23 protein-coding genes and 1 tRNA gene are annotated in these 25478 nt (G+C 65.0%); 14 read left to right on the top strand and 10 right to left on the bottom strand.

Going from position 1 to position 25478, the window contains the following annotated elements; translation table 11 throughout:
* Nucleotides 1–516 precede the first annotated feature (516 nt).
* Nucleotides 517–592 (bottom strand) — tRNA-Lys (locus IVB45_RS19180).
* A 2-nt stretch (nucleotides 593–594) separates the two neighbouring features.
* On the opposite strand from IVB45_RS19180, the gene IVB45_RS38935 reads away from it, so the two are divergent.
* On the top strand, nucleotides 595–729 hold the full coding sequence (locus IVB45_RS38935; RefSeq protein WP_256464252.1) for a hypothetical protein: 135 nt from the start codon (nucleotides 595–597) through the stop codon (nucleotides 727–729).
* Nucleotides 730–907: 178 nt separating this feature from the next.
* On the opposite strand, the gene IVB45_RS19175 is transcribed toward IVB45_RS38935, so the two are convergent.
* Both IVB45_RS19175 and IVB45_RS19170 read right to left on the bottom strand, forming a co-directional pair.
* The gene (locus tag IVB45_RS19175) at nucleotides 908–3583 is read right to left on the bottom strand and encodes a glycosyltransferase (protein WP_247359390.1); all 2676 of its coding nucleotides are present in this window, start codon (nucleotides 3581–3583) and stop codon (nucleotides 908–910) included.
* Between the two features lie 214 nt (nucleotides 3584–3797).
* Nucleotides 3798–4388: a beta-1-3, beta-1-6-glucan biosynthesis protein gene (locus tag IVB45_RS19170; RefSeq protein WP_247359389.1), complete on the bottom strand. Its 591-nt coding sequence runs from the start codon at nucleotides 4386–4388 to the stop codon at nucleotides 3798–3800.
* Nucleotides 4389–4718: 330 nt separating this feature from the next.
* On the opposite strand from IVB45_RS19170, the gene IVB45_RS19165 reads away from it, so the two are divergent.
* Nucleotides 4719–6278, top strand: coding sequence for a beta-(1-6) glucans synthase (locus tag IVB45_RS19165; protein WP_247359388.1), 1560 nt, complete (start codon nucleotides 4719–4721; stop codon nucleotides 6276–6278).
* Here the strand turns inward: IVB45_RS19165 and IVB45_RS19160 are convergent.
* Entirely contained in the window at nucleotides 6238–6618 is a 381-nt protein-coding gene (locus tag IVB45_RS19160) for a hypothetical protein (RefSeq protein WP_027567016.1), read from the bottom strand. The genes IVB45_RS19165 and IVB45_RS19160 overlap by 41 nt on opposite strands.
* Nucleotides 6619–6802: 184 nt before the next feature.
* On the opposite strand from IVB45_RS19160, the gene IVB45_RS19155 reads away from it, so the two are divergent.
* Nucleotides 6803–6949 carry a hypothetical protein gene (locus tag IVB45_RS19155; protein WP_155809610.1) on the top strand — a complete coding sequence of 49 codons (147 nt, stop codon included), beginning with the start codon at nucleotides 6803–6805 and terminating at the stop codon, nucleotides 6947–6949.
* A gap of 24 nt (nucleotides 6950–6973) precedes the next feature.
* Here the strand turns inward: IVB45_RS19155 and IVB45_RS19150 are convergent, their stop codons facing one another.
* Together IVB45_RS19150 and IVB45_RS19145 are read right to left on the bottom strand one after the other, a co-directional pair.
* Nucleotides 6974–7129, bottom strand: a complete 156-nt coding sequence (locus IVB45_RS19150; protein ID WP_247359387.1) for a hypothetical protein — start codon at nucleotides 7127–7129, stop codon at nucleotides 6974–6976.
* Nucleotides 7130–7242: 113 nt separating this feature from the next.
* Nucleotides 7243–8592 carry a hypothetical protein gene (locus tag IVB45_RS19145; protein WP_247289900.1) on the bottom strand — a complete coding sequence of 450 codons (1350 nt, stop codon included), beginning with the start codon at nucleotides 8590–8592 and terminating at the stop codon, nucleotides 7243–7245.
* 173 nt (nucleotides 8593–8765) lie between these two features.
* Between IVB45_RS19145 and glmU the strand changes: the two genes are divergently transcribed.
* Nucleotides 8766–10121: a bifunctional UDP-N-acetylglucosamine diphosphorylase/glucosamine-1-phosphate N-acetyltransferase GlmU gene (gene glmU / locus IVB45_RS19140; protein WP_247359386.1), complete on the top strand. Its 1356-nt coding sequence runs from the start codon at nucleotides 8766–8768 to the stop codon at nucleotides 10119–10121.
* 38 nt (nucleotides 10122–10159) lie between these two features.
* Nucleotides 10160–10351 (top strand): hypothetical protein, encoded by a 192-nt coding sequence (locus tag IVB45_RS19135; protein ID WP_247289904.1) that lies wholly within the window; start codon nucleotides 10160–10162, stop codon nucleotides 10349–10351.
* 9 nt (nucleotides 10352–10360) lie between these two features.
* Here IVB45_RS19135 and IVB45_RS19130 read toward each other — a convergent pair whose 3' ends face one another.
* Nucleotides 10361–10579 carry a hypothetical protein gene (locus IVB45_RS19130; RefSeq protein WP_247289906.1) on the bottom strand — a complete coding sequence of 73 codons (219 nt, stop codon included), beginning with the start codon at nucleotides 10577–10579 and terminating at the stop codon, nucleotides 10361–10363.
* Between the two features lie 219 nt (nucleotides 10580–10798).
* On the opposite strand from IVB45_RS19130, the gene glmS reads away from it, so the two are divergent.
* From glmS to IVB45_RS19115, 3 genes are all read left to right on the top strand, one after another.
* Nucleotides 10799–12625 carry a glutamine--fructose-6-phosphate transaminase (isomerizing) gene (gene glmS, locus IVB45_RS19125; protein WP_027567013.1) on the top strand — a complete coding sequence of 609 codons (1827 nt, stop codon included), beginning with the start codon at nucleotides 10799–10801 and terminating at the stop codon, nucleotides 12623–12625.
* An 88-nt stretch (nucleotides 12626–12713) separates the two neighbouring features.
* Complete coding sequence (locus tag IVB45_RS19120) at nucleotides 12714–13484, top strand: DUF502 domain-containing protein (protein WP_027567012.1); 771 nt, start codon at nucleotides 12714–12716, stop codon at nucleotides 13482–13484.
* Between the two features lie 104 nt (nucleotides 13485–13588).
* A complete protein-coding gene (locus tag IVB45_RS19115) occupies nucleotides 13589–14446 on the top strand; it encodes an NAD(P)-dependent oxidoreductase (RefSeq protein ID WP_247359385.1) in 858 nt (285 codons plus the stop codon).
* A 28-nt stretch (nucleotides 14447–14474) separates the two neighbouring features.
* On the opposite strand, the gene IVB45_RS19110 is transcribed toward IVB45_RS19115, so the two are convergent.
* Nucleotides 14475–14990: an AAA family ATPase gene (locus IVB45_RS19110; RefSeq protein WP_247359384.1), complete on the bottom strand. Its 516-nt coding sequence runs from the start codon at nucleotides 14988–14990 to the stop codon at nucleotides 14475–14477.
* A gap of 178 nt (nucleotides 14991–15168) precedes the next feature.
* On the opposite strand from IVB45_RS19110, the gene IVB45_RS19105 reads away from it, so the two are divergent.
* The 3 genes from IVB45_RS19105 to panE all read left to right on the top strand — a co-directional run bounded on the left by IVB45_RS19105 (nucleotide 15169) and on the right by panE (nucleotide 17504).
* Nucleotides 15169–15558 (top strand): nuclear transport factor 2 family protein, encoded by a 390-nt coding sequence (locus IVB45_RS19105; protein WP_247289912.1) that lies wholly within the window; start codon nucleotides 15169–15171, stop codon nucleotides 15556–15558.
* A 106-nt stretch (nucleotides 15559–15664) separates the two neighbouring features.
* Complete coding sequence (locus tag IVB45_RS19100; RefSeq protein WP_247359383.1) at nucleotides 15665–16495, top strand: helix-turn-helix transcriptional regulator; 831 nt, start codon at nucleotides 15665–15667, stop codon at nucleotides 16493–16495.
* A 79-nt stretch (nucleotides 16496–16574) separates the two neighbouring features.
* Nucleotides 16575–17504, top strand: coding sequence for a 2-dehydropantoate 2-reductase (gene panE / locus IVB45_RS19095; protein ID WP_247359381.1), 930 nt, complete (start codon nucleotides 16575–16577; stop codon nucleotides 17502–17504).
* Here the strand turns inward: panE and recG are convergent.
* A complete protein-coding gene (recG, locus tag IVB45_RS19090) occupies nucleotides 17501–19609 on the bottom strand; it encodes an ATP-dependent DNA helicase RecG (RefSeq protein WP_247359379.1) in 2109 nt (702 codons plus the stop codon). The two genes, panE and recG, sit on opposite strands and share 4 nt — an antisense overlap.
* Before the next feature lie 184 nt (nucleotides 19610–19793).
* On the opposite strand from recG, the gene IVB45_RS19085 reads away from it, so the two are divergent.
* The 3 genes from IVB45_RS19085 to IVB45_RS19075 all read left to right on the top strand — a co-directional run bounded on the left by IVB45_RS19085 (nucleotide 19794) and on the right by IVB45_RS19075 (nucleotide 24051).
* On the top strand, nucleotides 19794–20084 hold the full coding sequence (locus IVB45_RS19085) for a succinate dehydrogenase assembly factor 2 (protein WP_247359378.1): 291 nt from the start codon (nucleotides 19794–19796) through the stop codon (nucleotides 20082–20084).
* Nucleotides 20081–23599, top strand: coding sequence for a transcription-repair coupling factor (mfd, locus tag IVB45_RS19080; protein WP_247359377.1), 3519 nt, complete (start codon nucleotides 20081–20083; stop codon nucleotides 23597–23599). The genes IVB45_RS19085 and mfd overlap by 4 nt, the downstream gene beginning before the upstream one ends.
* A 242-nt stretch (nucleotides 23600–23841) precedes the next feature.
* On the top strand, nucleotides 23842–24051 hold the full coding sequence (locus IVB45_RS19075; RefSeq protein ID WP_007610535.1) for a cold-shock protein: 210 nt from the start codon (nucleotides 23842–23844) through the stop codon (nucleotides 24049–24051).
* A 199-nt stretch (nucleotides 24052–24250) separates the two neighbouring features.
* Here IVB45_RS19075 and IVB45_RS19070 read toward each other — a convergent pair whose 3' ends face one another.
* Nucleotides 24251–25477 (bottom strand): GGDEF domain-containing protein, encoded by a 1227-nt coding sequence (locus IVB45_RS19070; protein WP_247359376.1) that lies wholly within the window; start codon nucleotides 25475–25477, stop codon nucleotides 24251–24253.
* Nucleotide 25478 lies beyond the last annotated feature (1 nt).

The raw sequence follows: 25478 nt of genomic DNA, 5'->3' as shown, positions 1-25478 counted from the left end.
CACAGTCACGCTATCCGTTGATCCGGAGGTGGACACCGGAGGAGCATCAACAACTGCTGGCGATGGCGGCGGCTGGGCACCGACCCGACGAGATCGCGCACGCGTTGGGCAGAACAGAACCAGCGGTGCGAGGCCGCGCGAATTTGCACAACATTCCATTGCGACTGGTGACGCAAAAGCGGAAAGGCCCATGATCAAGGGCGTGGCCATAGCTGCTCTCGTCCTGGCGGCGGCGAGTCTCGCAGACCAGCAGTTGTCCTACGGGCGGTATACTGACCGGGTCTTGGCAATGCTGCGCGAGATCGAGCATTCATTCCGGCGATAGTCACAGAGCGACGGGGCAGCGATCACCGATGCAGGACTTTTGCCGTCCAGTCGGGCCTCATGTCCGCGGCGCGCCCGCCGCGCGCGGTGCAGAGGGGGCATCGAAGCGCCGCGCGTGCTACACCGGCAACCGAACTGCCGACAGACAGTCTTATCGGAGCGCGTCGTCTCGGCGTAAGTAATTGCTTAATGTGGTGAGCGCGCTGGGGCTCGAACCCAGGACCCCGTGATTAAAAGTCACGTGCTCTACCGGCTGAGCTACGCGCTCCCATGGCCGCTGATGGCTTCAAAGAGATCGCCATCGTCTTCGGACATTTGGAAAAGCATGTCTTGCCGCCACATCGACGCAAGCGTTGCGGAAAAACCGGCTTTTTCCGGATCATGCTTTCGGCCCGCGCTGTGTAGGGGGATGGGGCGCGGAGGTCAATAGCAGGCGAGGGTGCCGAACTTGAAGGCAACGGCGGGAATTCGCTCGCCGTTTCCAATGCTTGAGCCGGGATTCTCAACCGGAATGGCGGCCGTCATCCACGCCGAAGAAGCCGCGACATCCGCCCATGGGCCGGATGCCGCGTTCGGGGCCCTGTCAGTTCGCTTCCCGCCGGACCTCGTTCGGCACCGGCAATTGCTGCGGCGTGCCGGCGGGGGTCGGCAGCGCGACCGGGCGCAGGCCGATCAGCTCGGCGGTGCGGATCGCGCTGTCGCGCCAGAACTGGAACGAGTTGATGCGGCTGAGCTCGAGGATGGCGATCGCGACCGCAGCCAGGAACGGCAGGCTCTGCAGCACCAGCACGCCGGCGAAGATGTAGATCTCGGTGATCTGGCGATAGCTGTTGGAGGCCACCAGCACGCCGGCGCCGATCAGGAGCAGGGCGCCGATCACCGCCTCCCAGAACGCCTGGAACTCGATCGACATCCGGGACAGGCCACCCTTGGACGTGCGCGCGAACGCGATGTGCTCGGTGATCAGTCCCTGCGCCACCGCGCGCGACACCGTCCACTGCACGCTCATCGCGGCGATCATCGCGCCCAGCATCTGGCCGGGCTTGATCGCGACGCGCGCGCGGTACATCGACAAGAAGTGCGCGAGCGAGACGACGAAGGCGCCGATGATCGGCAGCGTCAGGATCTTGTCGGGGATGGCGATGTCGGCGAAGGCGACGATCGGCACCCAGACCAGGTTGAGCAGCGCCACGACCACGCCGAGGCTTTCGGCGCCCAGCCAGTTCAGCCAGCCCAGGCCGTATTCGCGCTTCTGGTCGGGCGTCAGCCGGCTCCGTCCCGGCAGGAAATTCCGCCAGTGCTTCTTGACGATCTGGAGGCCGCCATAGGCCCAGCGGTGACGCTGCTTCTTGAAGGCCTCGTAGGTGTCGGGGAGCAGGCCCTGGCCGTAACGGTGGTTGGTGTAGTGCGTGGTCCAGCCGAGCTGCTGGATCGAAAGGCCGAGATCAGAGTCCTCGCAGATCGTGTCGGACGACCAGCCGCCGGCCATGTCCATCGCGGCACGGCGGATCAGGCACATCGTACCGTGCACGATGATGGCGTTGGTCTCGTTGCGCTGAACCATGCCGATGTCGAAGAAGCCGGCATATTCGCCGTTCATGATGTAGTGCATGATCGACAGGTCGCCGTCGCGATGTTCCTGCGGCGCCTGCACCAGGCCGACGCTGGGATCGGCGAAAGCCGGCACGAGATCCTTCAGCCAGTCGGGATCGACGACGTAATCGGCATCGAGGATGCCGATGATCTCGGCGTCGACGGCGGTGCGGTCCATCGCGATGCGCAGCGCACCGGCCTTGAAGCCCTGCACCTTCTCGGCGTTGATGAACTTGAAGCGTTCACCGAGCGCGCGGCAATGATCCTGGATCGGCTGCCAGAAGGCAGGGTCCGGCGTGTTGTTGATGATGACGACGCATTCGTAGTTCGGATAGTTCAGCCGCGACAGCGCATCGAGCGTCTGCTTGAGCATCTCGACCGGCTCGAAATAAGCGGGGATGTGGATCGAGACTTTTGGGAAGTAATTCTCCGGCACGCTCTCGACCGGCTTGCCCTTTGTGAGCAGCCGCTGCGGCGGCCGGCCGAACGCGACGGCCGCGATCTCGTCGACGCGCGCCATCGCGATCAGCACGAGGGGAACAAGCAGGATCATGCCGAGCGTGAGCGCGAAGGCGGAGCCGAAGATGAAATAGTGCCCGTTCCAGAACGCGAACACGGTGGCGGCCCAGGCGCCGACGCCATTGGCGGTGGCCGACAGCAGGAACGCCTGCTTCGCCGTCGGCTGCTGCAGCCGCAGGATCGGCAGCGACAGCAGGATTCCGACCAGGAGGGCTACACCCATCAGCTTCCAATAGTCGGGATTCTCGACCGGGCCGGTCCAGGCGAATTTCGGCTCGCGGCTGGCGTTGAGGATGCCCCAGTACGGACCGACGCCGCCTTCGAAGTACTTCCAGGGCTGATCGATGGCTTCGACGATGTTGTATTCCATGCCGATGGCGTCGGCGCGGCTGACGAAGTTGCGCAAGGTCAGTGCCTGCTGGAACGGACCGGGGTCGGCGTTGCGCAAATTGTAACCCGCGCTCGGCCAGCCGAACTCGGCGATCACGATGCGCTTGCCGGGGAACAGGTTGCGCAACAGATTGTAGCGGTCGACGGCCTGATCGACCGCCTGGTCCGAGCGGAAATTTTCCCAATAAGGCAGCACGTGGGCGGCGATGAAGTCGACGTTCGAGCCGAGGTCGGGATTGTCGCGCCAGATGTTCCAGATTTCACCGGTCGTGACGGGCACGCGGACCGAGCCCTTGACCTTCTTGATCATCTCGATGAGGTCTTCGACCTTCTGCTCGCCGCGGTAGATCACCTCGTTGCCGACCACGACTCCGTTGACGTTGCTGTTCTTGCGGGCGAGCTCGATGGCGGCTTTGATCTCGCGCTCGTTGCGATCCTTGTCCTTGTCGATCCAGGCGCCGACGGTAACCTTGAGGCCGAACTCGGCTGCGATCGGCGGCACCAGTTCCACGCCGCCGGTGGACGAATAGAGCCGGATCGCGCGCGTCATCGTCGACAGCGTCTTCAGGTCGGCGCGGATTTTCTCCACTGATGGGATGTTGTCGATGTCGGGGTGAGCCGAGCCCTCGAACGGCGCGTAGGAGACACTGGGCAGCAAGCCCTTGAAGTCGGGCGCGGGTTCCTTGTCGCGCAAGACTCCCCAGAGGCCGGCGTGGAGCGCGGACACAAGCAACAGAACGGCGGCGACAACCCGCATCGCGGCTAAACCAAAAGGGGCTGAGGGGGCAGGGAAGCGGATCCGACCCCGAGATCCGACCAAGTCCGCGGCAAATGGAGCATACCTCTGCCGCGCGGTTTCACAACTGTCATCGCCTCATGACCATATGAGGGCATGCACATTTCGGAATTCGCAGCAGTGCCAATTGCCTCTATCGCCGATCGTTCCTGAACGGAGGCTGAAACAATCGCGGCTATTTCGGGGGCGCCGGTGACGGGCTTGCCGCCGGCGAGGGGCTCGCGGCCGGCTGCGGCTGCGCATTGCCGGCGGCCGGTGCGGCGGGCTGCGAGGCTGCGGCCGCCGCCTGTTGCGGCTGCGACGCCGGGTTGATCCAGCAAGCGTGCACACGGCTGTCCAGGGTCTCGGCGACCTTGGGATCGATCTGGCCGCCGAAGCGGGTCAGGCAGCGGAACGCAGCCTGGATGTGGCCGCCGGGGCAGCCGAAGCGGTCGTAGAGGTCGAGATGGCGGAATGCGGTATCGAGGTCATCCCGCCACATCAGCCGCACCACGCGGCGGCCGAGCCAGACGCATTCGGGGTTGCCGGCGGGGCCGCTGATGACCTGGGCTGCTTCGGCGAATTCGTCGGTGCGGCGCTGGTTCTGGGCGGCATCCTTGGCCGCGTCGGCGGGTTGGGCTGCTGCCTTGCTCTGGTCCGGGGCGGGCGTGCCGCTCTGGGCGGAGGCCGCGCCGATACCCATCAGGATGACAAGGGAAGAAACGGCCAAGGTGCCGGCGAACTGCCGCAGGACCGCATTTCGTAACTCGAACACCCGTTGCCGCATGAATTCCCCAATATATCACTGACCGTCCGCGTCAGGACCTTCGCGGACGCGCCTGCGTGATGGCGTCCAAATGGGTCTCCAATGCGGCGGAAAAGTCCTCCCGAGTCCATGGCCTGAATCTGGAATTTTGTCCAGCAAAGTCACGATCCTAGGCCTCGGTCGAACGGCCGCAGGTAAATTCCTCAGGGGAGGGATGGATCCATAACGGAGTCACCCCCTTGGCAGACGGCGTGCTAGCAGGTAATCGACGGCCCTTCGCGGAGGACGGAACCGATTTCTCTTCGTACGCCACTGGCGCTTCTGCTCGTTTCACTGGGTGCGATCGCTGCCGTGTGGTGGTGGCTTGCCACGCCGATCTCGCTCGCGCGCGCCCCGATTGATCCCGCCGACAAGGTCCAGTGCGTCTCCTACGCGCCGTTCCGCGGCGAGCAGTCGCCGCTGAACGCATGGACCCATATCGAGGCCGACCAGATCGAGCAGGACCTGCGCCAGCTCAAGGAGATCACCGACTGCGTCCGCACCTATTCGATGGAGAACGGGCTGGACCAGGTGCCGGCGATCGCGGCCCGGATCGGGGGGCTGAAAGTGCTCCAGGGCATCTGGCTCTCCAGCAATCGCACCAAGAATTTCGAGCAGGCCGCGCTCGCCATTCGTCTTTCCAAGGATTTCCCCGGAATCATCACCAGCATCATCGTCGGCAACGAGGTGCTGCTGCGCGGCGAGATGACGACCGCGGACCTCGTCTCCATCATCCGCTCCGTGAAGGCCCAAGTCAGCGTGCCCGTCACCTATGCCGATGTCTGGGAGTTCTGGCTCAGGAATCGCGAGATCTATGACGCCGTCGACTTCGTCACGATCCACATCCTGCCCTATTGGGAGGACTTCCCGGTCAAGGCGAAGTTTGCCGCGTCCCATGTCGAACAGATCCGCGAGCGCATGGCGGTCGCATTTCCCGGCAAGGAGATCCTGATCGGCGAAACCGGCTGGCCGAGCGAAGGGCGCATGCGCGAGGGGGCGCTGCCGTCGCGCACCAACCAGGCGCGCGTGGTCTCGGAGATCCTGAGTCTCGCGAAAGCGCAGAAATTCCGCGTCAATCTGATCGAGTCCTACGACCAGCCGTGGAAGCGCAAGCTGGAAGGTACCGTCGGCGGCTATTGGGGCCTCTATGATTCGGTGCGCCGGAGCCTGAAATATCCGCCGGGCCAGCCGATCAGCAATTTCCCTTACTGGCAATGGTACATGGGCGCCGGCATGGGCCTCTGCGTGCTGGTGTTCGCGGTGGCCGGCCTGACGTTGCGGCGCAGGCCCTGGACGCCGCGCTTCTCGGCATGGCTCGGTGTGGCGATCTCGGCGACCTCGGCCGGCATCCTGCTCGGGATCGGCGCCGACAAGATGTACTACGAGAGCTACGGCATCGGCGGCTGGCTGCTCTGGGGCACGCTGCTCGCGGCCGGCATCCTGTCGCCGATCTTCTGCGCGCAGGCGATGGTGATTGGCCGCAGCCTTCCGACCTTCCTCGATCTGCTCGGTCCGCGCGAGGGCCGGAAATGGTCGAAGCTCACCGCCGTGCTGGGTCTGACGCTGGCGGTGACGGCGGTGATCGCGGCGCAGACCGCGCTCGCCTTCGTGTTCGACCCACGCTACCACGACTTCCCCTACGCCTCGCTGACGATGGCGGTGGTGCCGTTCGCGCTGTTGATGCTGAACCGGCCGCAGATCGGCCAGCGTCCCATCGCGGAGTCGGTGTTCGCCGGTGTGCTGACGCTGTCGGCGGCCTATGTGCTGTTCAACGAAGGCCGCGACAATTGGCAGTCGCTGTGGACCTGCGCGATTTATCTCTTGTTCGCGCTCACGCTGTGGCGGGCGCGGGCCGAGCAAATCCAAGAATGAACAGGCCGATCGCCAGGCCCGACAGCACGATATTGTAGAGCACGATGCCGAGGCCGGCGGCGATGATGCCGACGGTGAGCAGCACGATCGACGGCCGCATCAGGTTGAGCGTCGCCACCACCAGCGCGACGATGCCGAACACCGAATTCTTGAACAGCACGGTCGAGACCGAGCGCGCCTTGCAGACCAGGGTCTGAAGCCCGGCGTCGCAGGCGAGACCGACCTGCGAGTTTTCGATTCCGAGGTAGCGCAGATAGAGCGCATAGCCGACGCTGGCGAAGCCGACGACGATCAGGAACTGCACCTGGTAGGGCGTGAGGCGGAAGGGCTTTTTTGTCATGGCGGCAATATGGTCGGGATGGCGCGAGCGGGCAACAGGGAAGGTGAATTTATGTCGATCGCGGCCAGTTAAGGGAGGAGCAAGGCGGCCGCGCCTGGCCCGAAGATATCCAGGAACAGGCTGGGGCTGCGCAGGTTTTGAAACGGTGTGACCGCGCAACGCATGCTGCATACAAGGAGCGAGCATGGAAAAGCCAACTCAGGAGCAACTGGACGAACTCAAGCGGCTGAGCAAGCAAGCTCGGGTCGAGGATTGGTCGGAACTGGTTCAGTCGAAGGATGAGGCTGACAACCGCATTCGTGACCTGAAGGAAAAAGCGCGCATCGAGTAGGTGGTTGCGTGCGCCGATGAGCTCTCAAGGGCGAGTTTGTATCGTCCGGTTCTGGTCTCTCAGCCGACGTTCGTATTTTTCGGCCAAGGCCAGCAATCGCTTCCTGATATGGGGGTCGGCCTGTTCGGCCAACTCGCGGATGAGCGCGAGGTGCTCGCGCAGAAACATCTCGTCCGCCATCTCCGCTCCGAATCATCTTCGTCGCGGATCCTGCCGTTTTATGTCGGGCACCTCCGTATCGTTTGATACGTTAGCCGCGAGATGGTCTTCCCGCCGCAGAGCGGATGCCGCGTCTACCGCCTGAAGAACGACGACAGCGTCGATCCCGCCGACGCCGTCTCCGGCTTCGGCTGTGCGGCCGGCTGCGCCGCAGGAGCAGGCGCGGGCTCCTCGCGCTTCGACGAGCGTTTCGAGGAATAGCTGCGACGATGCTTGTCGGGCTTGGCGGCGGGCGCGGGCGCCGGGGCGGTCTCGGCTTGCGGCACCGAGTCCTGGTTCTTGTCTGAGTTCTTCTCTTGAACTCGATCCTGAGTCTTCTCTTGCTTTTCCTGGCCGCCGCGCAGTGACAGCCGCTGACCGTCGAACACGGTGGTCTCGCAGTGGCGGTCGTTCTCGGCGAGGCCGGCGCAGAGTTTTGCCGCAGCTGCTGCGTTGATGAGCGGGCCGGCGCCGAGGCGGAGCTGCATGCCGAGGCCGGTGTTGCCTTCCTTGATCATGATGATCGGCCGCAGCGCCGCGATCTCGGGATTGGATTTGGTCACCCCGCGCCACAGTGCACGCAGGCCTTCGAGCGAGTTGGCGCCACCGAGATCAATCGCAAAGCGCGTCTGCTGGACCGCGATCGCGGGAGCCTCGCTTTCGGCAGCCTCCGGCGGCTTGGCTGGTGCAGCGGCGACTTCGACCGGGGCGGGCACTGGATCGGGCTTCTTCTCGGCAGCCTTCTCAGTGGTCTTCTCAGCGGCCTCGGGCTGAACCAGTTTCGGGGCGGCCGGATCGGGCGGCGCCATGATCGATTTGGATGGGACCAACGGAAGCATCGGCAGTGCCGAATTCGTCGCCGGCGACTGCGCGACCAGCGAGGCCGCCGCTGCGCTCTGGGGTGGCGGGCTCGACGGCTCCTTTGCGGCCTCGGTGCGCGGCTTGTCGTTGGCCGGAGCTGGTGTCGAGGCGACCGGCCCGATGCCGGGCGCCGGCGGCCCGATCAAAGCCGGCGCGTCCTGCGGCTTCGCAATGGACGCCTGCGGCGGCGTTGTCGTCTGCTTGGCGATGGCGCCGGTGACGGAATCGAGCCCTTGCTCCAGCACGGTGACGCGCGAATAGAGCCGGTCGCGATCGGTGTTCAGCGTCTCGATCGCGGAGGCGAGCCGGCGGGCCTCGTTCTGGCTCTCCTTGGTCAGGATCTGGAGCCGGTCGGCCTGCCGCGCGAGATCGGCGGACGCAACCTGATCGCGCCGCCAGCCGAGCTGGGCCTGGTTGGCGAACACGGCAAGCACCACGGCGCCGACGGCCGCCACGCCCCATGAGCCGAGCCGCCACATCATGCCGCGATCGAACGAACTCTCCTCGGCCACAAGTCCGGAGAACAGCCCGCCGGTCTCCTTGGCGCCGAAGGCATCCGCCAGTGGGTCGGAATCCTTTGCCATGAACGTTAAGTGCCCAACCCCTGTCCGGCTTCCCCGAATCAATCAGGGAACATTAACAGGAAAAGCGTGTCGCACTTGAACTCCGGGCGTTTGCGGGGGTAGCAAGGCGATAACTCATCAGGGCGGCCGTCGCCCGCTGGCGCCACTTGATTCGGCCGATTGACAGGATTTCGATGACCGCCCGTTCCAGCCTCACGATCGTGCTCGCCGCCGGCGAAGGCACGCGTATGCGCTCACTCCTGCCGAAAGTGCTGCATTCGGTCGCGCATCAGAGCCTGCTCGCCCACGTGCTCGCCGCGGCGCCCAAGGGAACCGGCACCTCGCTCGCGGTCGTGATCGGACCCGACCATCAGGCGGTGGCGGACGAGGCAAAGCGCATCCGCCCCGACGCGCTCACCTTCGTGCAACAGGACCGGCTCGGCACCGCGCATGCGGTGCTGGCGGCGCGCGATGCCATTGTGCGGGGCGTGGACGACCTGCTGATTGCGTTCGGCGACACGCCGCTGATCTCGGCCGAGACCTTTGCGCGGCTGCGCGCGCCGCTCGCCAAAGGCGCCGCGATTGCGGCGCTCGGCTTCCGGGCCGCCGATCCCACCGGCTATGGCCGCTTCATCGTGGACGGCGACCGCCTGGTCGCGATCCGCGAGCAGGCCGACGCCAGCGCAGAGGAGCGCAAGATCGACCTCTGCAATGCCGGGGTCATGGCGATCGACGGGCGCCGCGCGCTCGCGATCCTCGACAAGATCGGCAATGCGAATTCCAAGAGCGAATATTATCTGACCGACGCGGTCGGCATTGTCAGCGAACAGGGATGGGATGCCGTGGTGATCGAAACCAGCGAGGACGAAGTGCGCGGCATCAACACCAAGGCGCAGCTCGCCGAGGCCGAAAGCGTGATGCAGGCGCGGCTGCGGAAAGTGGCGATGGAGGCCGGCGTCACGCTGATCGCGCCCGAAACCGTTTATCTCGCCGCCGATACCGTGTTCGGCAAGGACGTGACGATCGAGCCGTTCGTGGTGATCGGCCCCGGCGTTTCGATCGGCGACGGCACGGTGGTCCATTCCTTCTCGCATATCGTCGAGACCAAGCTCGGCAAGAAGGTCTCCATCGGCCCCTATGCGCGGCTTCGGCCCGGCACGTCGCTCGGCGACGGCGCGCGCATCGGCAATTTCGTGGAGACCAAGGCCGCGACGCTGGAGGCCGGCGTCAAGGTCAACCATCTCTCCTACATTGGCGACGCCACGATCGGCGCCAATTCCAACATCGGCGCCGGCACCATCACCTGCAACTACGACGGCTTCAAGAAGCACAAGACGATCATCGGGCAGGGCGCCTTCGTCGGCACCAACTCCTCGCTGGTCGCGCCGGTGACGATCGGCAACGGGGCCTATATCGGCTCGGGCTCGGTGATCACCCGCGACGTGCCTGATGACGCCATGGCGCTGGAGCGCAGCCCGCAGACCATCCGCGAAGGTGGTGCGGCGCGCTATCGCGAGATGAAGACGCGAGGGAAGAAGGCGGAGAAGTGAGCGGCTGAATTGATCGGTGCTGCCAGAGCTGCGCGCTCATGAACGACGATAACGACTACGAAGTACTCAAATTCTTCGTCGAGAACGTCATCAAGCCGCCGGGACGATGGCTGCTGGAACAGTTCGGCGTACGCCGCCCGCATGAGCATGAGACCGCGCCGCTGTTCACCGGAATAGCGTTTTGGGCGTTCGTCGTATTCCTCGTGTGTGCCCTGGTGCTGAGGTGGTGAGGCGCGCCGCTATTCGTCGTCGGCGAATTCCGAGAAGATCGCGCGCGTCAGGCGCCAGCCGCGCGGTTTTGCACGCTTCGCCGGCTCGCCGGCGGCGTGCTTGATGAAAACGGGCTTGCTTTCCTTGCCGCGCTGGGGCGGCGGCCAATGCGCAAGGTGCGTGCCGGTGGTCTCGCTGGCGCGCACCGCCATCGATGACGGACTTTTGCGGTTGGATGAGCCTTTCATGGCCTCTCTCCTTGGGACGCAAGGGTTGGCCAAATTCGTTGACAACAAGTTAATGCGCGAGGTTTAAGGCTCAGCCAGTTCGACGCAGGCGAGGCGCGTTGCCGTCGGTGCTGTCTCAATCGGCAATAATTATTGAGTATCTGGTTCCTTAGGAACTTCGCTAAAAACCGAGCGCGTCGTTTAGGCGATTTTTCGACGATTTGGGGGATATTGATCCGCATGTGCGGGATTGTCGGCATTCTCGGGCGCGAGCCGGTTGCAGAGCAATTGGTGGATTCGCTCAAACGTCTTGAATATCGCGGCTATGATTCCGCGGGCGTCGCCACGCTCGAGGGCAAGCATCTCGAGCGCCGCCGCGCCGAGGGCAAGCTGAAGAATCTGGAGAAGCGGCTGGAAGCCGAGCCGCTCAAGGGCTCGACCGGAATCGGTCACACCCGCTGGGCCACCCACGGCAAGCCGACCGTGAACAATGCGCACCCGCACGCGACCGAGCGTGTCGCCGTGGTTCACAACGGCATCATCGAGAATTTCCGCGAGCTGCGCGAGGAGCTCGAGAAGAAAGGCACGGTGTTCCACACCCAGACCGACACCGAGATCGTGCTGCATCTCGTCGACGATCTGCTCACGCGCGGCAACAAGCCGGTGGAAGCGGTGAAATTGACATTGGCGCGGCTGCGCGGCGCGTTCGCGCTCGGCTTCATCTTCGCCGGCGAGGACGATTTGATGATCGGCGCCCGCAACGGTCCGCCGCTCGCGATCGGCTATGGTGACGGTGAGATGTATCTCGGCTCCGACGCCATTGCGCTGGGGCCGTTCACCGACACGATCAGCTATCTCGAGGACGGCGACTGGGTCGTGCTGACCCATACGAGCGCTTCGGTCTTCGACAAGGACGGCCACGCCGTCCAGCGCGAGAAGACCAAGCACGCCGCCTCGACCTCGCTGGTCGACAAGGCCAACTATCGCCACTTCATGGCCAAGGAGATCCACGAGCAGCCTGAAGTGGTCGGCCATACGCTGGCACGCTATGTCGACATGGCGACCGAGCGGGTCTCGCTGCCGGTCAAGCTGCCGTTCGACTTCAAGAATATCCAGCGCATCAACATCACGGCCTGCGGCACTGCGAGCTACGCCGGGTTCGTCGCAAAATACTGGTTCGAGCGTTTCGCGCGCGTGCCGGTCGAAGTCGATGTCGCCTCCGAATTCCGCTACCGCGAGGCGCCCTTGCGCAAGGGCGATCTCGCCATCTTCATCTCGCAATCGGGCGAGACCGCCGACACCCTGGCCGCGCTGCGTTACGCCAAGGACCAGGGCGTGCATACGATCGCCGTCGTCAACGTGCCGACCTCGACGATCGCGCGCGAAAGCGAGACTGTGCTGCCAACGCTGGCCGGCCCAGAGATCGGCGTCGCCTCGACCAAGGCCTTCACCTGCCAGCTCATGGTGCTGGCAAATCTTGCGATCGCAGCCGGCAAGGCCCGCGGCGAACTGTCCGACGAGGACGAGACCAAGCTCGTCCACGGGCTCGTCGAGATCCCGCGTTTGATGTCGGATGCGCTCACCACCGAGCTCCAGATCGAGAAGCTCGCCCGCGAGATCGCCAAGTCGCGCGACGTGCTCTATCTCGGTCGCGGCACCAGCTTCCCGCTCGCCCTCGAAGGCGCGTTGAAGCTGAAGGAGATCTCCTACATCCACGCCGAGGGCTATGCCGCCGGCGAGCTCAAGCACGGTCCGATCGCGCTGATCGACGAGACCATGCCCGTCGTCGTCATCGCGCCCTACGACCGGGTGTTCGAAAAGACCGTCTCCAATATGCAGGAGGTCGCTGCCCGCGGCGGCAAGATCATCCTGATGACCGACGCCAAAGGCGCGGCGGAGGCGACCGTCGAATCCCTCGTCACCATCGTCATGCCTGATATGGCGGCGGCGTTCACGCCGATGGTCTATGCCGTCCCCGTTCAGCTGCTCGCCTATCATACGGCGGTGATCATGGGGACCGACGTCGACCAGCCGCGCAATCTCGCGAAATCCGTGACAGTGGAATAGGCGGAAGGGTCGGGCCGGAACGCTTCGTGGTCTTCCAAAACCTGCTAGAAGACCCTAGCTTGAACGAAGCGACCGACCTGGAACCCGAATGAACCCCCGTGACGACGCGCCTGCGCCTCTTGATCCCGTGCCGGAGCCGCATACCGGCCTGATAGGCCGCTTCCGCAATTATTTTCTCACCGGGCTCGTGGTGACGGGACCGGTTGCGATCACCTTTTATCTGGTTTGGTGGTTCGTCACCTGGGTTGATGGCGTGGTGCGGCCATTCGTGCCGCTGGCCTATCGGCCTGAAACCTACATGCCGTACGTCATCCCCGGCTGGGGACTGATCGTCGCATTTTTCACGTTGACGCTGGTCGGCTTCCTCGCGGCCAATTTGATCGGCCGGACACTGGTCGATGTCGGCGAGACCTTCCTCGGCCGGATCCCGGCGGTGCGCGCCATCTACCGCGGCCTGAAGCAGGTGTTCGAGACCCTGTTCTCGGGCAAGGGCTCGAGCTTCCGCAAGGTCGGTCTGGTCGAGTTTCCGTCGCCGGGCATGTGGTCGATCGTGCTGATCTCGCAATCGCCGAACGAGGATGTCTCCCGCAGCCTGCCGGGTCAGGAGGAGCACGTCTCGGTGTTTCTGCCTTGCTCGCCGAACCCGACCACCGGCTTCTTCTTCTACGTGCCCAAGAGCAAGATCGTCGAGGTCGACATGAGCACCGAAGACGCCGCGACGCTGATCATGTCGGCCGGCGTGGTGCAGCCGGGCTCGGCGCCCGATTCGAAGAAGGCGGCGGCCCTCGCTGGCATGGCGAATGCCGCGCGTATTGCCAACGCCTCGGCGCTCCAGCCTCAGCCTGCGAAGGTGGAGTAGGGCCATTCCTCTGCGGGATGGCCGGCGCTCACGCTGGCGTCCCGTCCTCTGCTAGTCTCCGGTTGAACCGAGCGCGTTGCTCGAAATTCGATCTGGAGTGCACGATGTCCAAAACCATTGCGATCCTCGCGCCCGGTGCCATGGGCAGTGCCGTGGCCCGCCGTCTCGGCGAGCACGGTGCGCGCGTGCTGACGTCGTTGAGAGGGCGGAGCGAGGCGACGCGCAAACGCGCGGTGGATACCGGCATGATCGGCGCCGAGGACGACGCGATCGCGGACGCCGACATCATCCTCTCGATCGTGCCGCCGGGCGAAGCCGTGGCGCTCGCCGAGTGGCTTGCCGGGCTGATCGTCCGGCGCGAGAAGAAGCCGGTCGTGGTCGATTGCAATGCCGTCAACGTCGATACCGTGATGAGGATCGAGCAGATCATCGGCTCGGCACAGGCGCCGTTCGTCGATGCCGGCATCATCGGGTTCCCGCCCCAGCCCGGCGGCAAGAGCCCGGCCTTCTACATGTCGGGCGAGCACGCCAAGGATGTCGCCGTGCTGAAGGATTTCGGGCTCGACGTGCGGATCGTCGAAGGGCCGGTCGGTGCCGCGTCCGCGCTGAAAATGTCCTATGCCGGTATCGTCAAGGGCCTCGCCGGCATCGGCGCGGCGATGGTGGTCGCGGCAACGAAAGCGGGGGCTGCGGATGCGCTGCGCGACGAACTCGCACTCAGCCAGCCCGCGGTTCTGGCCCGGCTCGAAGTCGCGCTGCCGGACATGATTCCGAAAGCCTATCGCTGGGTTGCGGAGATGCGGGAGATTTCCGGCTTTCTCGGCCCCGATCATCCGGCGAGCCAGGTTTACGAAGGCTTTGCGCGCTGGTTCGAGCATCTCGCCGAGGACGCCAAAGGCGACGCGGCGGATACCGACCTGATGAAGGCATTCGCCGCGCGTATCGCGCAGAAGAAATCCTGATCGTCCAGTCTCACGTCACGGCCATCGATCATCTGCCGTGCACCGAATCCAGAAAACCCTGGATGTCCCGATCGCGTCTCAAGCGCACGACCGGGACGTCAGCGCCATACTGCACGCGCTCGGCCTCGATGACAGGCGCGCGCTCGGTGTCGTAGCGCCAGGCCTCGCGCATCAATTTCCAATCGAACTGTTCGGGACACCCTTCGGGGAGGTCAGGCCGGGTCTTGTCGCGATCGAAGGCGGATCGCAGGAAAATGCGCCACTGGCAGAGCCAGCGCGGGCGGTCGATGACGACCAGCGTATCGGCGCGCGCGAGCGTGAGATCGAAGGCAAGTCCCGAGAAGCTGCCGTCGACAACCCATGCGTCGCCCGCGATCGCGTCAGTGACGCGCGTCCGGAAGCTCGGTTTGTCGGACGGCTTCCAGCCCGGCCGCCAGTAGAGCACGTCGAGATGCACCACGGGCAGCCCGAGCTTTCGCCCGAGATTCCGGGAGAGGCTCGTCTTTCCGCTTCCCTGACAGCCCACGACGATGATCCGGCGCATCGTCGTAGGGTTCCATAAAGTCGGGGCCAGGGAAAGAGGAGGCTTCCCGAACGCGCTTTATTACCTGGCATGTAATTGAGCCCATCCGCAGCCTGGCTACTGTCCCGGTCATCCACCCGACAGGACGCATTCAATCAAGCCTCCTGTCGCGCGTGTGTCGGTGCATCAGGAGAGAGCTATGCAAGTCATGTTTACGAAGAAGGAGCCGCCGCGATGGCTGCTCGACATGTGGCGGGAGATCGACGACAAGACCTTTGGACGAGGTTTTGATTGTTTTGCGGAGGATGCCGTCTGCAACCTCGGCGTCGCCGATTGGAAGGGGCGCGAGGCGATCCGCGCCAACCTCAAGGCCTTCATCGACACCGGCTTCACCGCGCTGCATCACGTCACCGAATACTGGGACGCCGGCGCCCTGAAGGTGTTTCGCGGTATCGTGGACATGACACCCGATGATCCCTCGATGAAGACGGTTCATCCGACGATGACGCACTTCTTCTACATGGACGAGAGGGACGCTACCAAGGTACGGCACTGGGTCGGCGCCGTGGGACCGGTCGCCTTCGGTTGATCGCTTCGAACCTGCTACCATCGGCGGCGGTGCCTCGGACAAGCCGACGCACCGCCGCCGATGCGCGTTGACGATGCCCCACATTGACAGGAAGGATCAGTCGGCCATGAAAGCGACGGCCAGTGCCCTCAAGACGCGCGCCAGTTCCGCGGGTGCGCTGCTGCGTCAATGGCGGGACATTCGCGGCAAGACGCAGCTCGATCTGTCCTTCGACGCCGGCGTCTCGCAGAAGCACATCAGCTTCGTCGAAAGCGGCCGCAGCGTTCCGAGCCGCCAGATGCTGCTCGATCTTGCGCAAGCCCTCGACGTGCCCTTACGCGAACGCAACGAGCTGCTGCTGGCCGCCGGCTATGCGCCGACTTATTCCGATCCCGCGCTCGAGGCGCCCGCCATGACGAGCATCAACCGTGCCCTGCAACGCATGCTGCGTCAGCACGAGCCGTTTCCCGCCATCGTCATGGACCGCTACTGGAACGTGCTGATGACCAACGAGGCTGCGCCGCTTCTGTTCAACAGCTTCATCGACATGTCAGCGCGGCCGGCGCCACGAAACCTGCTGCATCTCATGTTCGACCCGGACGGCATGCGTCCCTTCATCGCGAACTGGCCGCAGACCGCACGCGGGCTGCTTGCACGGGTATATCGCGAGGCGGTCGGACACGTGGTTGACATCAGGACGAAGGCACTGCTGGAGCAATTGTCGCAGTACCCCGGGGTGAAGCCGGAATGGCGTGCGCCGTCGGCCTCCGATGCGATGCCGATGATCCCGCTCAGTTTCGTCAAGGACGGTGTAACGCTGGACTACTTCTCCCTGATCACGACGGTCGGAACGCCGCAGACGGTGACGGCGGAGGAACTGCGGCTCGAGTGCATGTTCCCCGCCAACGATGCGACCGAAGCGGAGCACGGCAAATTTTTGCAAGCGCATTCGGGGTGAGGGGGCGTCGCCGCGAGACGGCGCGCGGCCCATCTGTTATTGTTCCTTCGGAAGAAATTCCTCCGCATTGGGAGTTCGAATGAGAGTACTTGTGATCGGCGCGGGGGCGCTTGGAGGCTACTACGGAGCGCGCCTGGTCCGAGCCGGCGGCGACGTGACCTTTCTGGTGCGGGCCGGGCGTGCGGAGCAATTGCGGCGGAATGGATTGCAGGTCGTGAGCCCGCATGGCGACTTCGCCGTGCAGCCGAACGTCATCCTGGCCAACGATGTCAAGCACCCCTTCGACGTCGTGCTCGTCGGGGTGAAATCCTACTCGCTCGACGATGCGATGGCCCAGTTTGCCCCGGCCGTTGGCGCCAACACGATGATTTTGCCGATCCTCAACGGCTTGAAACATGTCGACGCCCTGACTGCGCGGTTCGGCGCGAGCTGCGTCCTCGGCGGGCTCGCGAACGTCAGTGCCGGGCTCGATGCGGATGGCCGTGTCGTTCAGTTCATGGCCAATCAGACCATCGTCTTCGGCGAGATCGGGGGGTCGTTGAGCGAGCGTGTGCTCGCCCTGGAGACGCTGCTGCATGTGCCCGGTATCGACGTGCGCGCCAGCGAAGCGATCATGCAGGACATGTGGGAGAAATTCGTCCAGCTCTCGACGCTCGCCGGCATCACCTGCCTGATGCGTGCAAGCATCGGAGACATTCTGGCGGTGCCGAACGGCGAGCAATCCATCTTCCGGCTGTTTGCCGAATGCTGCGCCGTCGCCACGGCCTCGGGTTTTGAGCCGCGAGCACCTTTCATCGAGTTTGACCGCAAGCTGTTCACGACCCCGGATTCCCCGCTCAAGGCCTCGATGCTGCGTGATATCGAGCGCGGCTCGATCACCGAGGCGGAGCATATCCTCGGCGATATGGCCAACCGGGCCCGTGCACTCGGCATCGACACGCCGCTGCTGGATTTGGCCCGCGCGCATGTGGTGGCCTATGAGATTGGACGGCAACGAGCGGCCGGCTAACCCGCTCCGATCAGCGGGATCGCTTCATCCCGCTCATACAGATACAGCAGGCATCGCAGTGCCTCGCCGCGCTCGCCCTTCAGCTTTGGATCGTCCTTCAGGATGCGCAGCGCCTCGTCGCGGGCCTGCGTGATGAGCTGACCGTGCACCTCCGAGCGGGCGATGCGGTAGCCGGGCAAGCCGCTCTGGCGCACGCCGAGCACATCGCCTTCGCCGCGCAGTTTCAGATCTTCCTCGGCGATGCGAAAGCCGTCGGTGGTCTCGCGGATCACCTTCAGCCGCGCCTTCGACATCTCGCCGAGTGGCTCGGAGTAGAGCAGCAGACAGGTTGAGGCCTCCGAGCCGCGCCCGATGCGGCCGCGCAATTGATGAAGCTGGGCGAGGCCAAAGCGTTCGGCGTTCTCGATCACCATGATGGTCGCCGCCGGCACGTCGACACCGACTTCGACCACGGTGGTCGCGACCAGCAGCCCGATCTCGTGGGCGGCGAACTGGCCCATGACGCGGTCCTTCTCGGTGCCCTTCATCTGGCCGTGGACGAGGCCGACACGGTCGCCGAAACGCTTCTGCAGGCTTTCGAAGCGCTTGGTCGCATTGGTCAGGTGCTCGGTACCCTCGGCCTCGGATTCCTCGATCAGTGGGCAGATCCAGTAGACCAGCTTGCCGGCTTCGAGCGCGCGGCCGATGCTGTCGGTGACCTCGCCGAGGCGGCTCATCGATATGGTGCGGGTTTCGATCGGCTGGCGGCCGGCCGGCTTCTCCCTGAGCTCGCTGATATCCATGTCGCCGAAATAGGTCAGCACCAGCGTGCGCGGGATCGGCGTGGCGCTCAGCACCAGCACGTCGACGGCCTCGCCCTTTGACGTCAGCGCCAGCCGCTCGCGCACGCCAAATCGATGCTGCTCGTCGACGACGGCGAGGGCGAGATCGCTGAAGATCACGTCGTCCTGGATCAGCGCATGGGTGCCGACGAGCAGGTCGATCTCGCCGGCTTCGAGGTGTGCCAGCAGGTCCCGCCGCTCCTTGCCCTTTTCGCGGCCGGTGAGGATCGCGACCCGCATGCCAGCGCGCTCGGCGAGCGGCGCGATAGTCTTGATGTGCTGACGGGCCAAAATTTCGGTCGGCGCCATCAGCGCTGCCTGCTTGCCAACCTCAGTGACGGCAGCGGCGGCCAGCAGCGCGACCACGGTCTTGCCGGAGCCGACGTCGCCCTGGAGCAGGCGCAGCATGCGCACCGGTTGTTGCAGATCGTCGGCGATGGCCGCGGCGGCATCGCGTTGGGAGATTGTCAGCGCATAGGGCAGGGCATCGATGATCTTGTTGCGGAGGTGCCCGTCGCCGGCGTTGCGCACACCGGCCGGGCGACGCAATTGCGCGCGAATCAGGGCAAGGGCGAGTTGCCCGGCCAGGAGTTCGTCGAAGGCGAGGCGCGACCAGAACGGCTGGTCGGGCAGAATGTCGGTGAGCTCGACCGGCTGATGCACGCGGATGAGCGCCTCGGTGATCGGCGGGAGGCCGCAGCGGCGCAGCACCTCCGGGCTGATCCATTCCGGCAGTGCCGGGAGCTTCTGCAGCGCCTGCGCGACCGCGCGGCGCAGCGAGCCGAGCGCAAGGCCTTCGGTCAAGGGATAGACGGGATCGATGCCGGATAATTTTGAAATCGCCTCCTCGTCCAGCACCCGGTCGGGATGCACGATCTGCGGAATGCCGTCGTACATCTGCAGCGTGCCGGAGACGAAGCGCTTCTCGCCGATCGGCAGCAGCTTCTCGACATAGCCGGGCTTTGCGCGGAAGAAAGTCAGCACGACGTCGCCGGTATCGTCGCTGGCGTAGACGAGGTAGGGCGCACGCGCATTGCGCGGCGGGGGCGGGCGGTGGCGGTCGACGGTGACCTCCAGCGTGACCATGGTTCCCTGCACGGCATCGCGGATCTTCGGCCGCGCGCGGCGGTCGATGACCTGGCTCGGCAAATGCAGCAACAGATCGACCAGCCGCGGCGTCTCGCTGCGGCTGAGCAGATATTGCAGCAGCTTGTCCTGCTTCGGACCGACGCCGGGCAGGCTGGTCACGGGGGCAAACAGCGGGTTGAGCAGGCTGGGGCGCATCAGGCGAACCTAGGATCGTTTTCGCTCGTCATGCCCGGCTTTGTAGGCGGCATCCACGTGTTTTTTCGTGTCCCTGCGGCGGCGGCGGGCCATGACAAATCGAGGGCTGACAGGGCCCGCCCGAGTGGCTATATCACCCCGGCCCGGCACGTCCGGGCTTTTGGCGTTTGACTGGAATTGAGACATGACGGGAACGACACGATCGAGCAACGGGCTGGACGACCGCCGCAAGCGGCTTCTGTTCCGCTGCTGGCACCGCGGCACGCGCGAGATGGACCTGATCCTCGGCCGCTTCGCGGATGCCGAGATCGGCAATCTGTCCGATGACGAGCTGACGCAGCTCGAGACCCTGCTCGAAGAGGCCGATCCCGACCTCTATGCCGCCATCACCGGCGACAAGGTGCTTGCCGCCGACGTCATCGGCCCGCTGTTTGCGCGCATCAAGGCGTTTCCGATCGCGGACCGCGAGGTATGAAGCCGGGGATGAAATCGCCGGCCGAGCTGCTCACGCCCGGCCGCGCGCTCACCCTTGCAAATGTCGCCGAGGGTGCCGAGGGCCTCGTCGTTTCCGATCTCGCGCGCGCCATCGCGGCGCGGCCGAAGAAGCCGGCTGTCAGCCTCGCGGTGATCTGCCGCGACGGGCCGCGGATGCAGCAGCTCGAACGTGCCCTGCAATTCTTCGCGCCCGATTTGCCCGTGCTGACGTTCCCGGCCTGGGATTGCCAACCCTATGACCGCGTCTCGCCGCATGGCGGCGTCCTCGCGCAGCGGCTGACGACGCTGGCACGGCTGGCGTCCTTGACCGGCAGCGACAAGCCGCTGATCGTGCTAACCACGGTGAACGCCGTCGTGCAGCGCGTGCCGGCACGCGACCTCGTTGCGGCGCAGGCGCTGTCGGTGGCGCCCGGCAACGTCGTGCCGATGGACAGCATCATCGCCTGGCTCGAGCACAACGGCTACAACCGCTCCTCGACCGTGCGCGAGCCCGGCGAATACGCGGTGCGCGGCGGCATTCTGGACCTGTTTCCGGCCGGCCTGGAACAGCCCGTCCGCTTCGACTTCTTCGGCGACAGCCTGGAATCGATCCGCACCTTCGATGCCGAGACCCAGCGCACGCTGCTCGACATGCGCGCGCTCGATCTCGTGCCGATCTCCGAATTCCAGCTCGTCACCGACACCATCCGCCGCTTTCGCATGGGCTATGTCGCCGAGTTCGGCGCGCCCGAGCGCGACGATGCGCTCTACGAAGCCGTCAGCGAGGGCCGCCGTCATCCCGGCATGGAGCACTGGCTGCCGCTGTTCCAGGACCGGATGGACACGCTGTTCGACTATCTGCAAGGAGCAGCCGTCGCGATCGAGCCGCAGGCCGAGGATGCCATCCGCGAGCGCTTCAAGCAGATCCTCGATTATTACCAGGCCCGCCGCGACGCGATGGAGCATCCGGGCGGCGGCGCCATCTACAAGCCGCTGCCGCCTGACAGGCTCTATTTGACCGAGGAGGAGTGGGGCAAGCGCGAGAGCGGGATGCCGCTGGTGCGGCTGACGCAGTTTTCGGTGCCTGCCGATGGTACCAGCGTGGTCGACGCCGGCGCACGCAAAGGCCGCGACTTCGCGCCGGAGCGCAACGACAACAAGGTCAACGTCTTCGAGGCCGTCGTCGCACATGTGCATGGGCTGCTGACGAGCCGCAAGAAGGTGGTCATCGCGCTCTGGACCGAGGGCTCGCGCGACCGCATGACCTCGATGCTGCGCGATCACAAGCTCACCCCTGTGACCAGCGTCAACAGCTGGCGCACGGTGCAGGCGACCCCGCGCAACGAGACCATGCTCGCCGTGCTCGGCCTCGAAAGCGGTTTCGAGACCGACGAGATCGCGCTCATCAGCGAGCAGGACATCCTAGGCGATCGGCTGGTCCGGCCGCGCAAGGCGAGCCGCAAGCTCGACAATTTCATCTCGGAGGTGACGAGCCTCGCCGCCGGCGACATCGTGGTCCACGTCGATCACGGCATCGGCCGCTTCATCGGCCTGCAGACGCTGGACGTCGCCGGTGCGCCGCATGACTGCCTCGAGCTGCATTATGCCGCCGAGACCAAACTGTTCCTGCCGGTCGAGAACATCGAGCTGCTGTCGCGCTACGGCTCCGACCAAACCTCGGTCGAGCTGGATCGTCTCGGCGGCTCGGGCTGGCAGACCCGCAAGGCCAAGCTCAAGAACCGCATCCGCGAGATCGCGGGCGAGCTGATCAAGATCGCCGCCGAGCGACATCTGCACGAAGCGCCGAAGCTGCCGGTGCAGCCGGGCCTTTACGACGAGTTCTGCGCGCGCTTCCCCTATGACGAGACTGAGGATCAGCTTGGCGCGATCGAGTCCACGCTGAAGGACCTCGAGCTTGGCCGTCCCATGGACCGGCTGATCTGCGGCGACGTCGGGTTCGGCAAGACCGAGGTGGCGCTGCGCGCCGCTTTCGCGGTGGCGCTGGAAGGCAAGCAGGTCGCGGTCGTGGTGCCGACCACGCTGCTCGCCCGTCAGCATCACAAGACGTTCACCGACCGTTTCAAGGGTTTCCCGGTCCAGGTGGCGCAGGCTTCGCGCCTGGTCCCGGCCAAGCAGCTCAATCTGGTCAAGAAGGGCCTCACCGACGGCTCGGTCGATATCGTCGTCGGCACTCACGCGCTGCTCAGCAAGTCGATCAAGTTCCGCGACCTCGGCCTGCTCATCGTCGACGAGGAGCAGCATTTCGGCGTCACCCACAAGGAGCGGCTGAAGCAGCTCCGCGCCGAGGTGCACGTGCTGACACTGTCGGCCACGCCGATCCCGCGCACGCTCCAGCTCGCGCTCACCGGCGTGCGCGAGCTCTCGATCATCGCATCGCCCCCCGTCGACCGTCTCGCGGTCCGCACCTTCGTCGCTCCGCACGATCCCCTGATGATCCGCGAGGCGCTGCTGCGCGAGCGCTATCGCGGCGGCCAGGCGTTCTACGTGGTGCCGCGCATCGACGACCTCGCCGAGGTCAAGGACTTCCTCGACAAGAACGTTCCGGAGATGAAGGTCGCGGTCGCGCACGGGCAGATGCCGCCCGCCGTGATCGAGGACATCATGACCGCGTTCTACGACGGCAAGTTCGACATCCTGCTGTCGACCACGATCGTGGAATCCGGCCTCGACATTCCCAATGCCAACACGCTGATCGTGCATCGCGCCGACATGTTCGGCCTCGCCCAGCTCTATCAGCTCCGCGGCCGCGTCGGCCGTTCCAAGCTGCGGGCCTATGCGCTGTTCGCGCTGCCGGCGCAGCAGAAGATCACGGCGCAGGCCGAGCGCCGGCTCACCGTGCTGCAATCGCTGGAGACGCTGGGCGCGGGCTTCCAGCTCGCCTCGCACGACCTCGATATCCGCGGCGCCGGCAACATCCTGGGCGAGCAGCAGTCCGGCCATATCAAGGAGGTCGGCTTCGAGCTCTATCAGTCGATGCTGGAGGAGGCGATCGTCAACCTCAAGGCCGGCGTGTCCGAGCCCGCCGCCGATCGCTGGTCGCCGACCATCACCATCGGCATGCCCGTGCTCATTCCGGAGGACTATGTCGGCGATCTCTCGGTGCGGCTGTCGTTGTACCGACGGCTCGCCGACCTCGACAGCGAGGAGGAGATCGAGAACTTCGGCGCCGAGATGCGCGATCGTTTCGGTGTGCTGCCGGACGAGGTGCGCTATTTGTTCAAGGTCGCCGCGATCAAGGCGTTCTGCCGTCAGGCCAATGTCGGCAAGATCGATGCCGGTCCGAAGGGCGCCGTGATCGCCTTCCGTGATAATTCATTCGCCCATCCCGACCGCCTGGTGTCGTTCATCCGCAGCCACGGCCAGGCCGCGAAGGTGCGGCCCGACATGAAGGTGGTGTTCCTGCAGGACTGGGAGACGCCGGAAGAGCGTCTGGCCGGCACCACCGAGATCATGCGCCAGCTGGCCCAGCTCGCGCAGAGCAAGAAGGCGGCGTAGAAGTTTCCGGAGGCGGCGCGGCGCGAAACGACGCGCCGCACCTGGATCCCGGAACAGCGACATATGATCACTTGCGGAATGATCGAACAGTTGCTACCTTCAATCTATCGAGTTTCGGCCGAACGACTTGGCCTCGCCGCTGAAAAGCGCGCCTGACTGACGACCCTCCCTCCAGATCTCGACGACACCCACCGCGCTTCTGAGCGCGGCTAAACGTTTATCTATCTTAAAGGACGATCCCCATGACGACGGGAACTGTGAAGTGGTTTAACAGCCAAAAGGGCTTCGGATTCATTCAGCCGGACGAAGGCAGCCAGGATGTCTTCGTTCATATCAGCGCCGTTGAACGCGCCGGCATGAATACCCTCAACGAAGGGCAGAAGGTTTCTTTTGAAATCGTTGCAGATCGCCGGACCGGCAAGTCTGCTGCTGAAGATCTGCGCGCCGCATAGGCTGCCGCAATCTCATTGACGTTGCTTTGACCACGGATGTACTGGCAGAGCTTCGGATCTTTGGACCCGCGACCGTTCACCGGCCGCGGGTTTTTTGCGCCGGCTGCCGCCCGTCGCGAATGAGAATGCGAATGGTGTTTCGCGTAAAGATCCCACATAAGAGCAGTCGAGTCCGACGGCAGCGAGCGCTGGTGGATGATTACGACGCTGCCCGCGACGCATCGGCCGACAGCCGCCCAAGCAGCGACCGTGCCGTATCCGACGGCGACAGCGAATCCACCGAGACGACGGGATCGCTGCGCATCTCGTGCTTGCCGTTCGAGGTATGCCGCATCACCGCGGAGAGGCGGCGGGCGATCATGTGCGCGGTGCGGAAGTCGGTCTCGGCGAACACGACGATGACCGACCCGTCCTTTTGCGCCACGCCGAAATCCATCTGCCGCATCAGGCGGCTGAGAATACGCGCGGCATCGAGCTGGGCGCGGGAATTGCCGGGGTCGAAGGCGAAGCGCGCGACCGAGAGGCCGCCACCGCGGGCCAGTGTCTGCTCGACCGCCTTGGCAAAATCGCGTGCAAAGGCTTCCACCGTGAGCAGGCCGCTGCGCGGGTCGAGCCAGCCGCCGGCATCGATCGAGCGCAGGGTGCGGCTCAGCTGGGCTTCCATCGCGTGCTGGCGGATCAGGGGCAGCGCGTTAGCGGCGACCTTGGTCGGCTCGCCCGGGATCAGTTCAAGATTGGGCAGGTCGTAAGTCTGCGTGAGCTGATGCGCAGTGACGATCACGGGCAGGCTGCGGAAGCGGGTGTCCTCGGCGAGCACCGTGAGGAAGGCATCGGTCACGCGGGGGGTAAAACCTTCGGCGAGCACGACGCCGTCGAGGTCGCGGGTGTTGAGATGCTTGGCCGCCGCCTCGATCGACAGTGCCCCGATGACGCCGACGCGCTCGCCGAGCGCGACGGAAAGCGCGGGGTAAGCAGCGCCGCGACCGATCAGAAGCACCGTGGCATCGCGAACGGGATCAGCCTCCGGCAGCGCGACTTTCACCTCGGGCAGCCGGCGCAGCACCGTGGCATGGAGCGTGCGAATCCGTAGTGCGGCGCGAAGCCGCGCGATCAGGCGTTCGGAATGGCCGGCGCGCGAGGAAGAGAAGGGCAGGGCGTTGTGCGGGAGTGCGCCTGCCGCATCCAGCGCCACGAAGGGAAGGTAGGGCGATTGCTCCGCGATCTTTCTGGCGAGCAGCGCCAGATGCGGCTCGTGCCCGGCATCCATCGCGGCGAGAACCACGGCCGGCTGTACCTCTTCGACCGCGCGCACCGCGCCGGCCCAGCCGGTGTCGATCACGGGGAAGAATCGCGCCTCGTCCAGCGCCGCGATGAAGGCCGGCCGCTCGCCATTGGACACAAACAGGATCGGGCCGGCCTGGGACATC

Origin of the sequence: Bradyrhizobium sp. 4, assembly GCF_023100905.1 — a bacterium.
Classification (GTDB): domain Bacteria; phylum Pseudomonadota; class Alphaproteobacteria; order Rhizobiales; family Xanthobacteraceae; genus Bradyrhizobium.
This window is presented reverse-complemented; position numbering and strand designations above follow the sequence as displayed.

Coding starts and splice junctions, on each gene's coding strand:
- IVB45_RS38935 (WP_256464252.1), top strand. CDS start 595: ATGGCCGCTGATGGCTTCAAAGAGATCGCCATCGTCTTCGGACATTTG.
- IVB45_RS19175 (WP_247359390.1), bottom strand. CDS start 3,583: ATGCGGGTTGTCGCCGCCGTTCTGTTGCTTGTGTCCGCGCTCCACGCC.
- IVB45_RS19170 (WP_247359389.1), bottom strand. CDS start 4,388: ATGCGGCAACGGGTGTTCGAGTTACGAAATGCGGTCCTGCGGCAGTTC.
- IVB45_RS19160 (WP_027567016.1), bottom strand. CDS start 6,618: ATGACAAAAAAGCCCTTCCGCCTCACGCCCTACCAGGTGCAGTTCCTG.
- IVB45_RS19155 (WP_155809610.1), top strand. CDS start 6,803: ATGGAAAAGCCAACTCAGGAGCAACTGGACGAACTCAAGCGGCTGAGC.
- IVB45_RS19150 (WP_247359387.1), bottom strand. CDS start 7,129: ATGGCGGACGAGATGTTTCTGCGCGAGCACCTCGCGCTCATCCGCGAG.
- IVB45_RS19145 (WP_247289900.1), bottom strand. CDS start 8,592: ATGGCAAAGGATTCCGACCCACTGGCGGATGCCTTCGGCGCCAAGGAG.
- glmU (WP_247359386.1), top strand. CDS start 8,766: ATGACCGCCCGTTCCAGCCTCACGATCGTGCTCGCCGCCGGCGAAGGC.
- IVB45_RS19135 (WP_247289904.1), top strand. CDS start 10,160: ATGAACGACGATAACGACTACGAAGTACTCAAATTCTTCGTCGAGAAC.
- IVB45_RS19130 (WP_247289906.1), bottom strand. CDS start 10,579: ATGAAAGGCTCATCCAACCGCAAAAGTCCGTCATCGATGGCGGTGCGC.
- glmS (WP_027567013.1), top strand. CDS start 10,799: ATGTGCGGGATTGTCGGCATTCTCGGGCGCGAGCCGGTTGCAGAGCAA.
- IVB45_RS19120 (WP_027567012.1), top strand. CDS start 12,714: ATGAACCCCCGTGACGACGCGCCTGCGCCTCTTGATCCCGTGCCGGAG.
- IVB45_RS19115 (WP_247359385.1), top strand. CDS start 13,589: ATGTCCAAAACCATTGCGATCCTCGCGCCCGGTGCCATGGGCAGTGCC.
- IVB45_RS19110 (WP_247359384.1), bottom strand. CDS start 14,990: ATGCGCCGGATCATCGTCGTGGGCTGTCAGGGAAGCGGAAAGACGAGC.
- IVB45_RS19105 (WP_247289912.1), top strand. CDS start 15,169: ATGCAAGTCATGTTTACGAAGAAGGAGCCGCCGCGATGGCTGCTCGAC.
- IVB45_RS19100 (WP_247359383.1), top strand. CDS start 15,665: ATGAAAGCGACGGCCAGTGCCCTCAAGACGCGCGCCAGTTCCGCGGGT.
- panE (WP_247359381.1), top strand. CDS start 16,575: ATGAGAGTACTTGTGATCGGCGCGGGGGCGCTTGGAGGCTACTACGGA.
- recG (WP_247359379.1), bottom strand. CDS start 19,609: ATGCGCCCCAGCCTGCTCAACCCGCTGTTTGCCCCCGTGACCAGCCTG.
- IVB45_RS19085 (WP_247359378.1), top strand. CDS start 19,794: ATGACGGGAACGACACGATCGAGCAACGGGCTGGACGACCGCCGCAAG.
- mfd (WP_247359377.1), top strand. CDS start 20,081: ATGAAGCCGGGGATGAAATCGCCGGCCGAGCTGCTCACGCCCGGCCGC.
- IVB45_RS19075 (WP_007610535.1), top strand. CDS start 23,842: ATGACGACGGGAACTGTGAAGTGGTTTAACAGCCAAAAGGGCTTCGGA.
- IVB45_RS19070 (WP_247359376.1), bottom strand. CDS start 25,477: ATGTCCCAGGCCGGCCCGATCCTGTTTGTGTCCAATGGCGAGCGGCCG.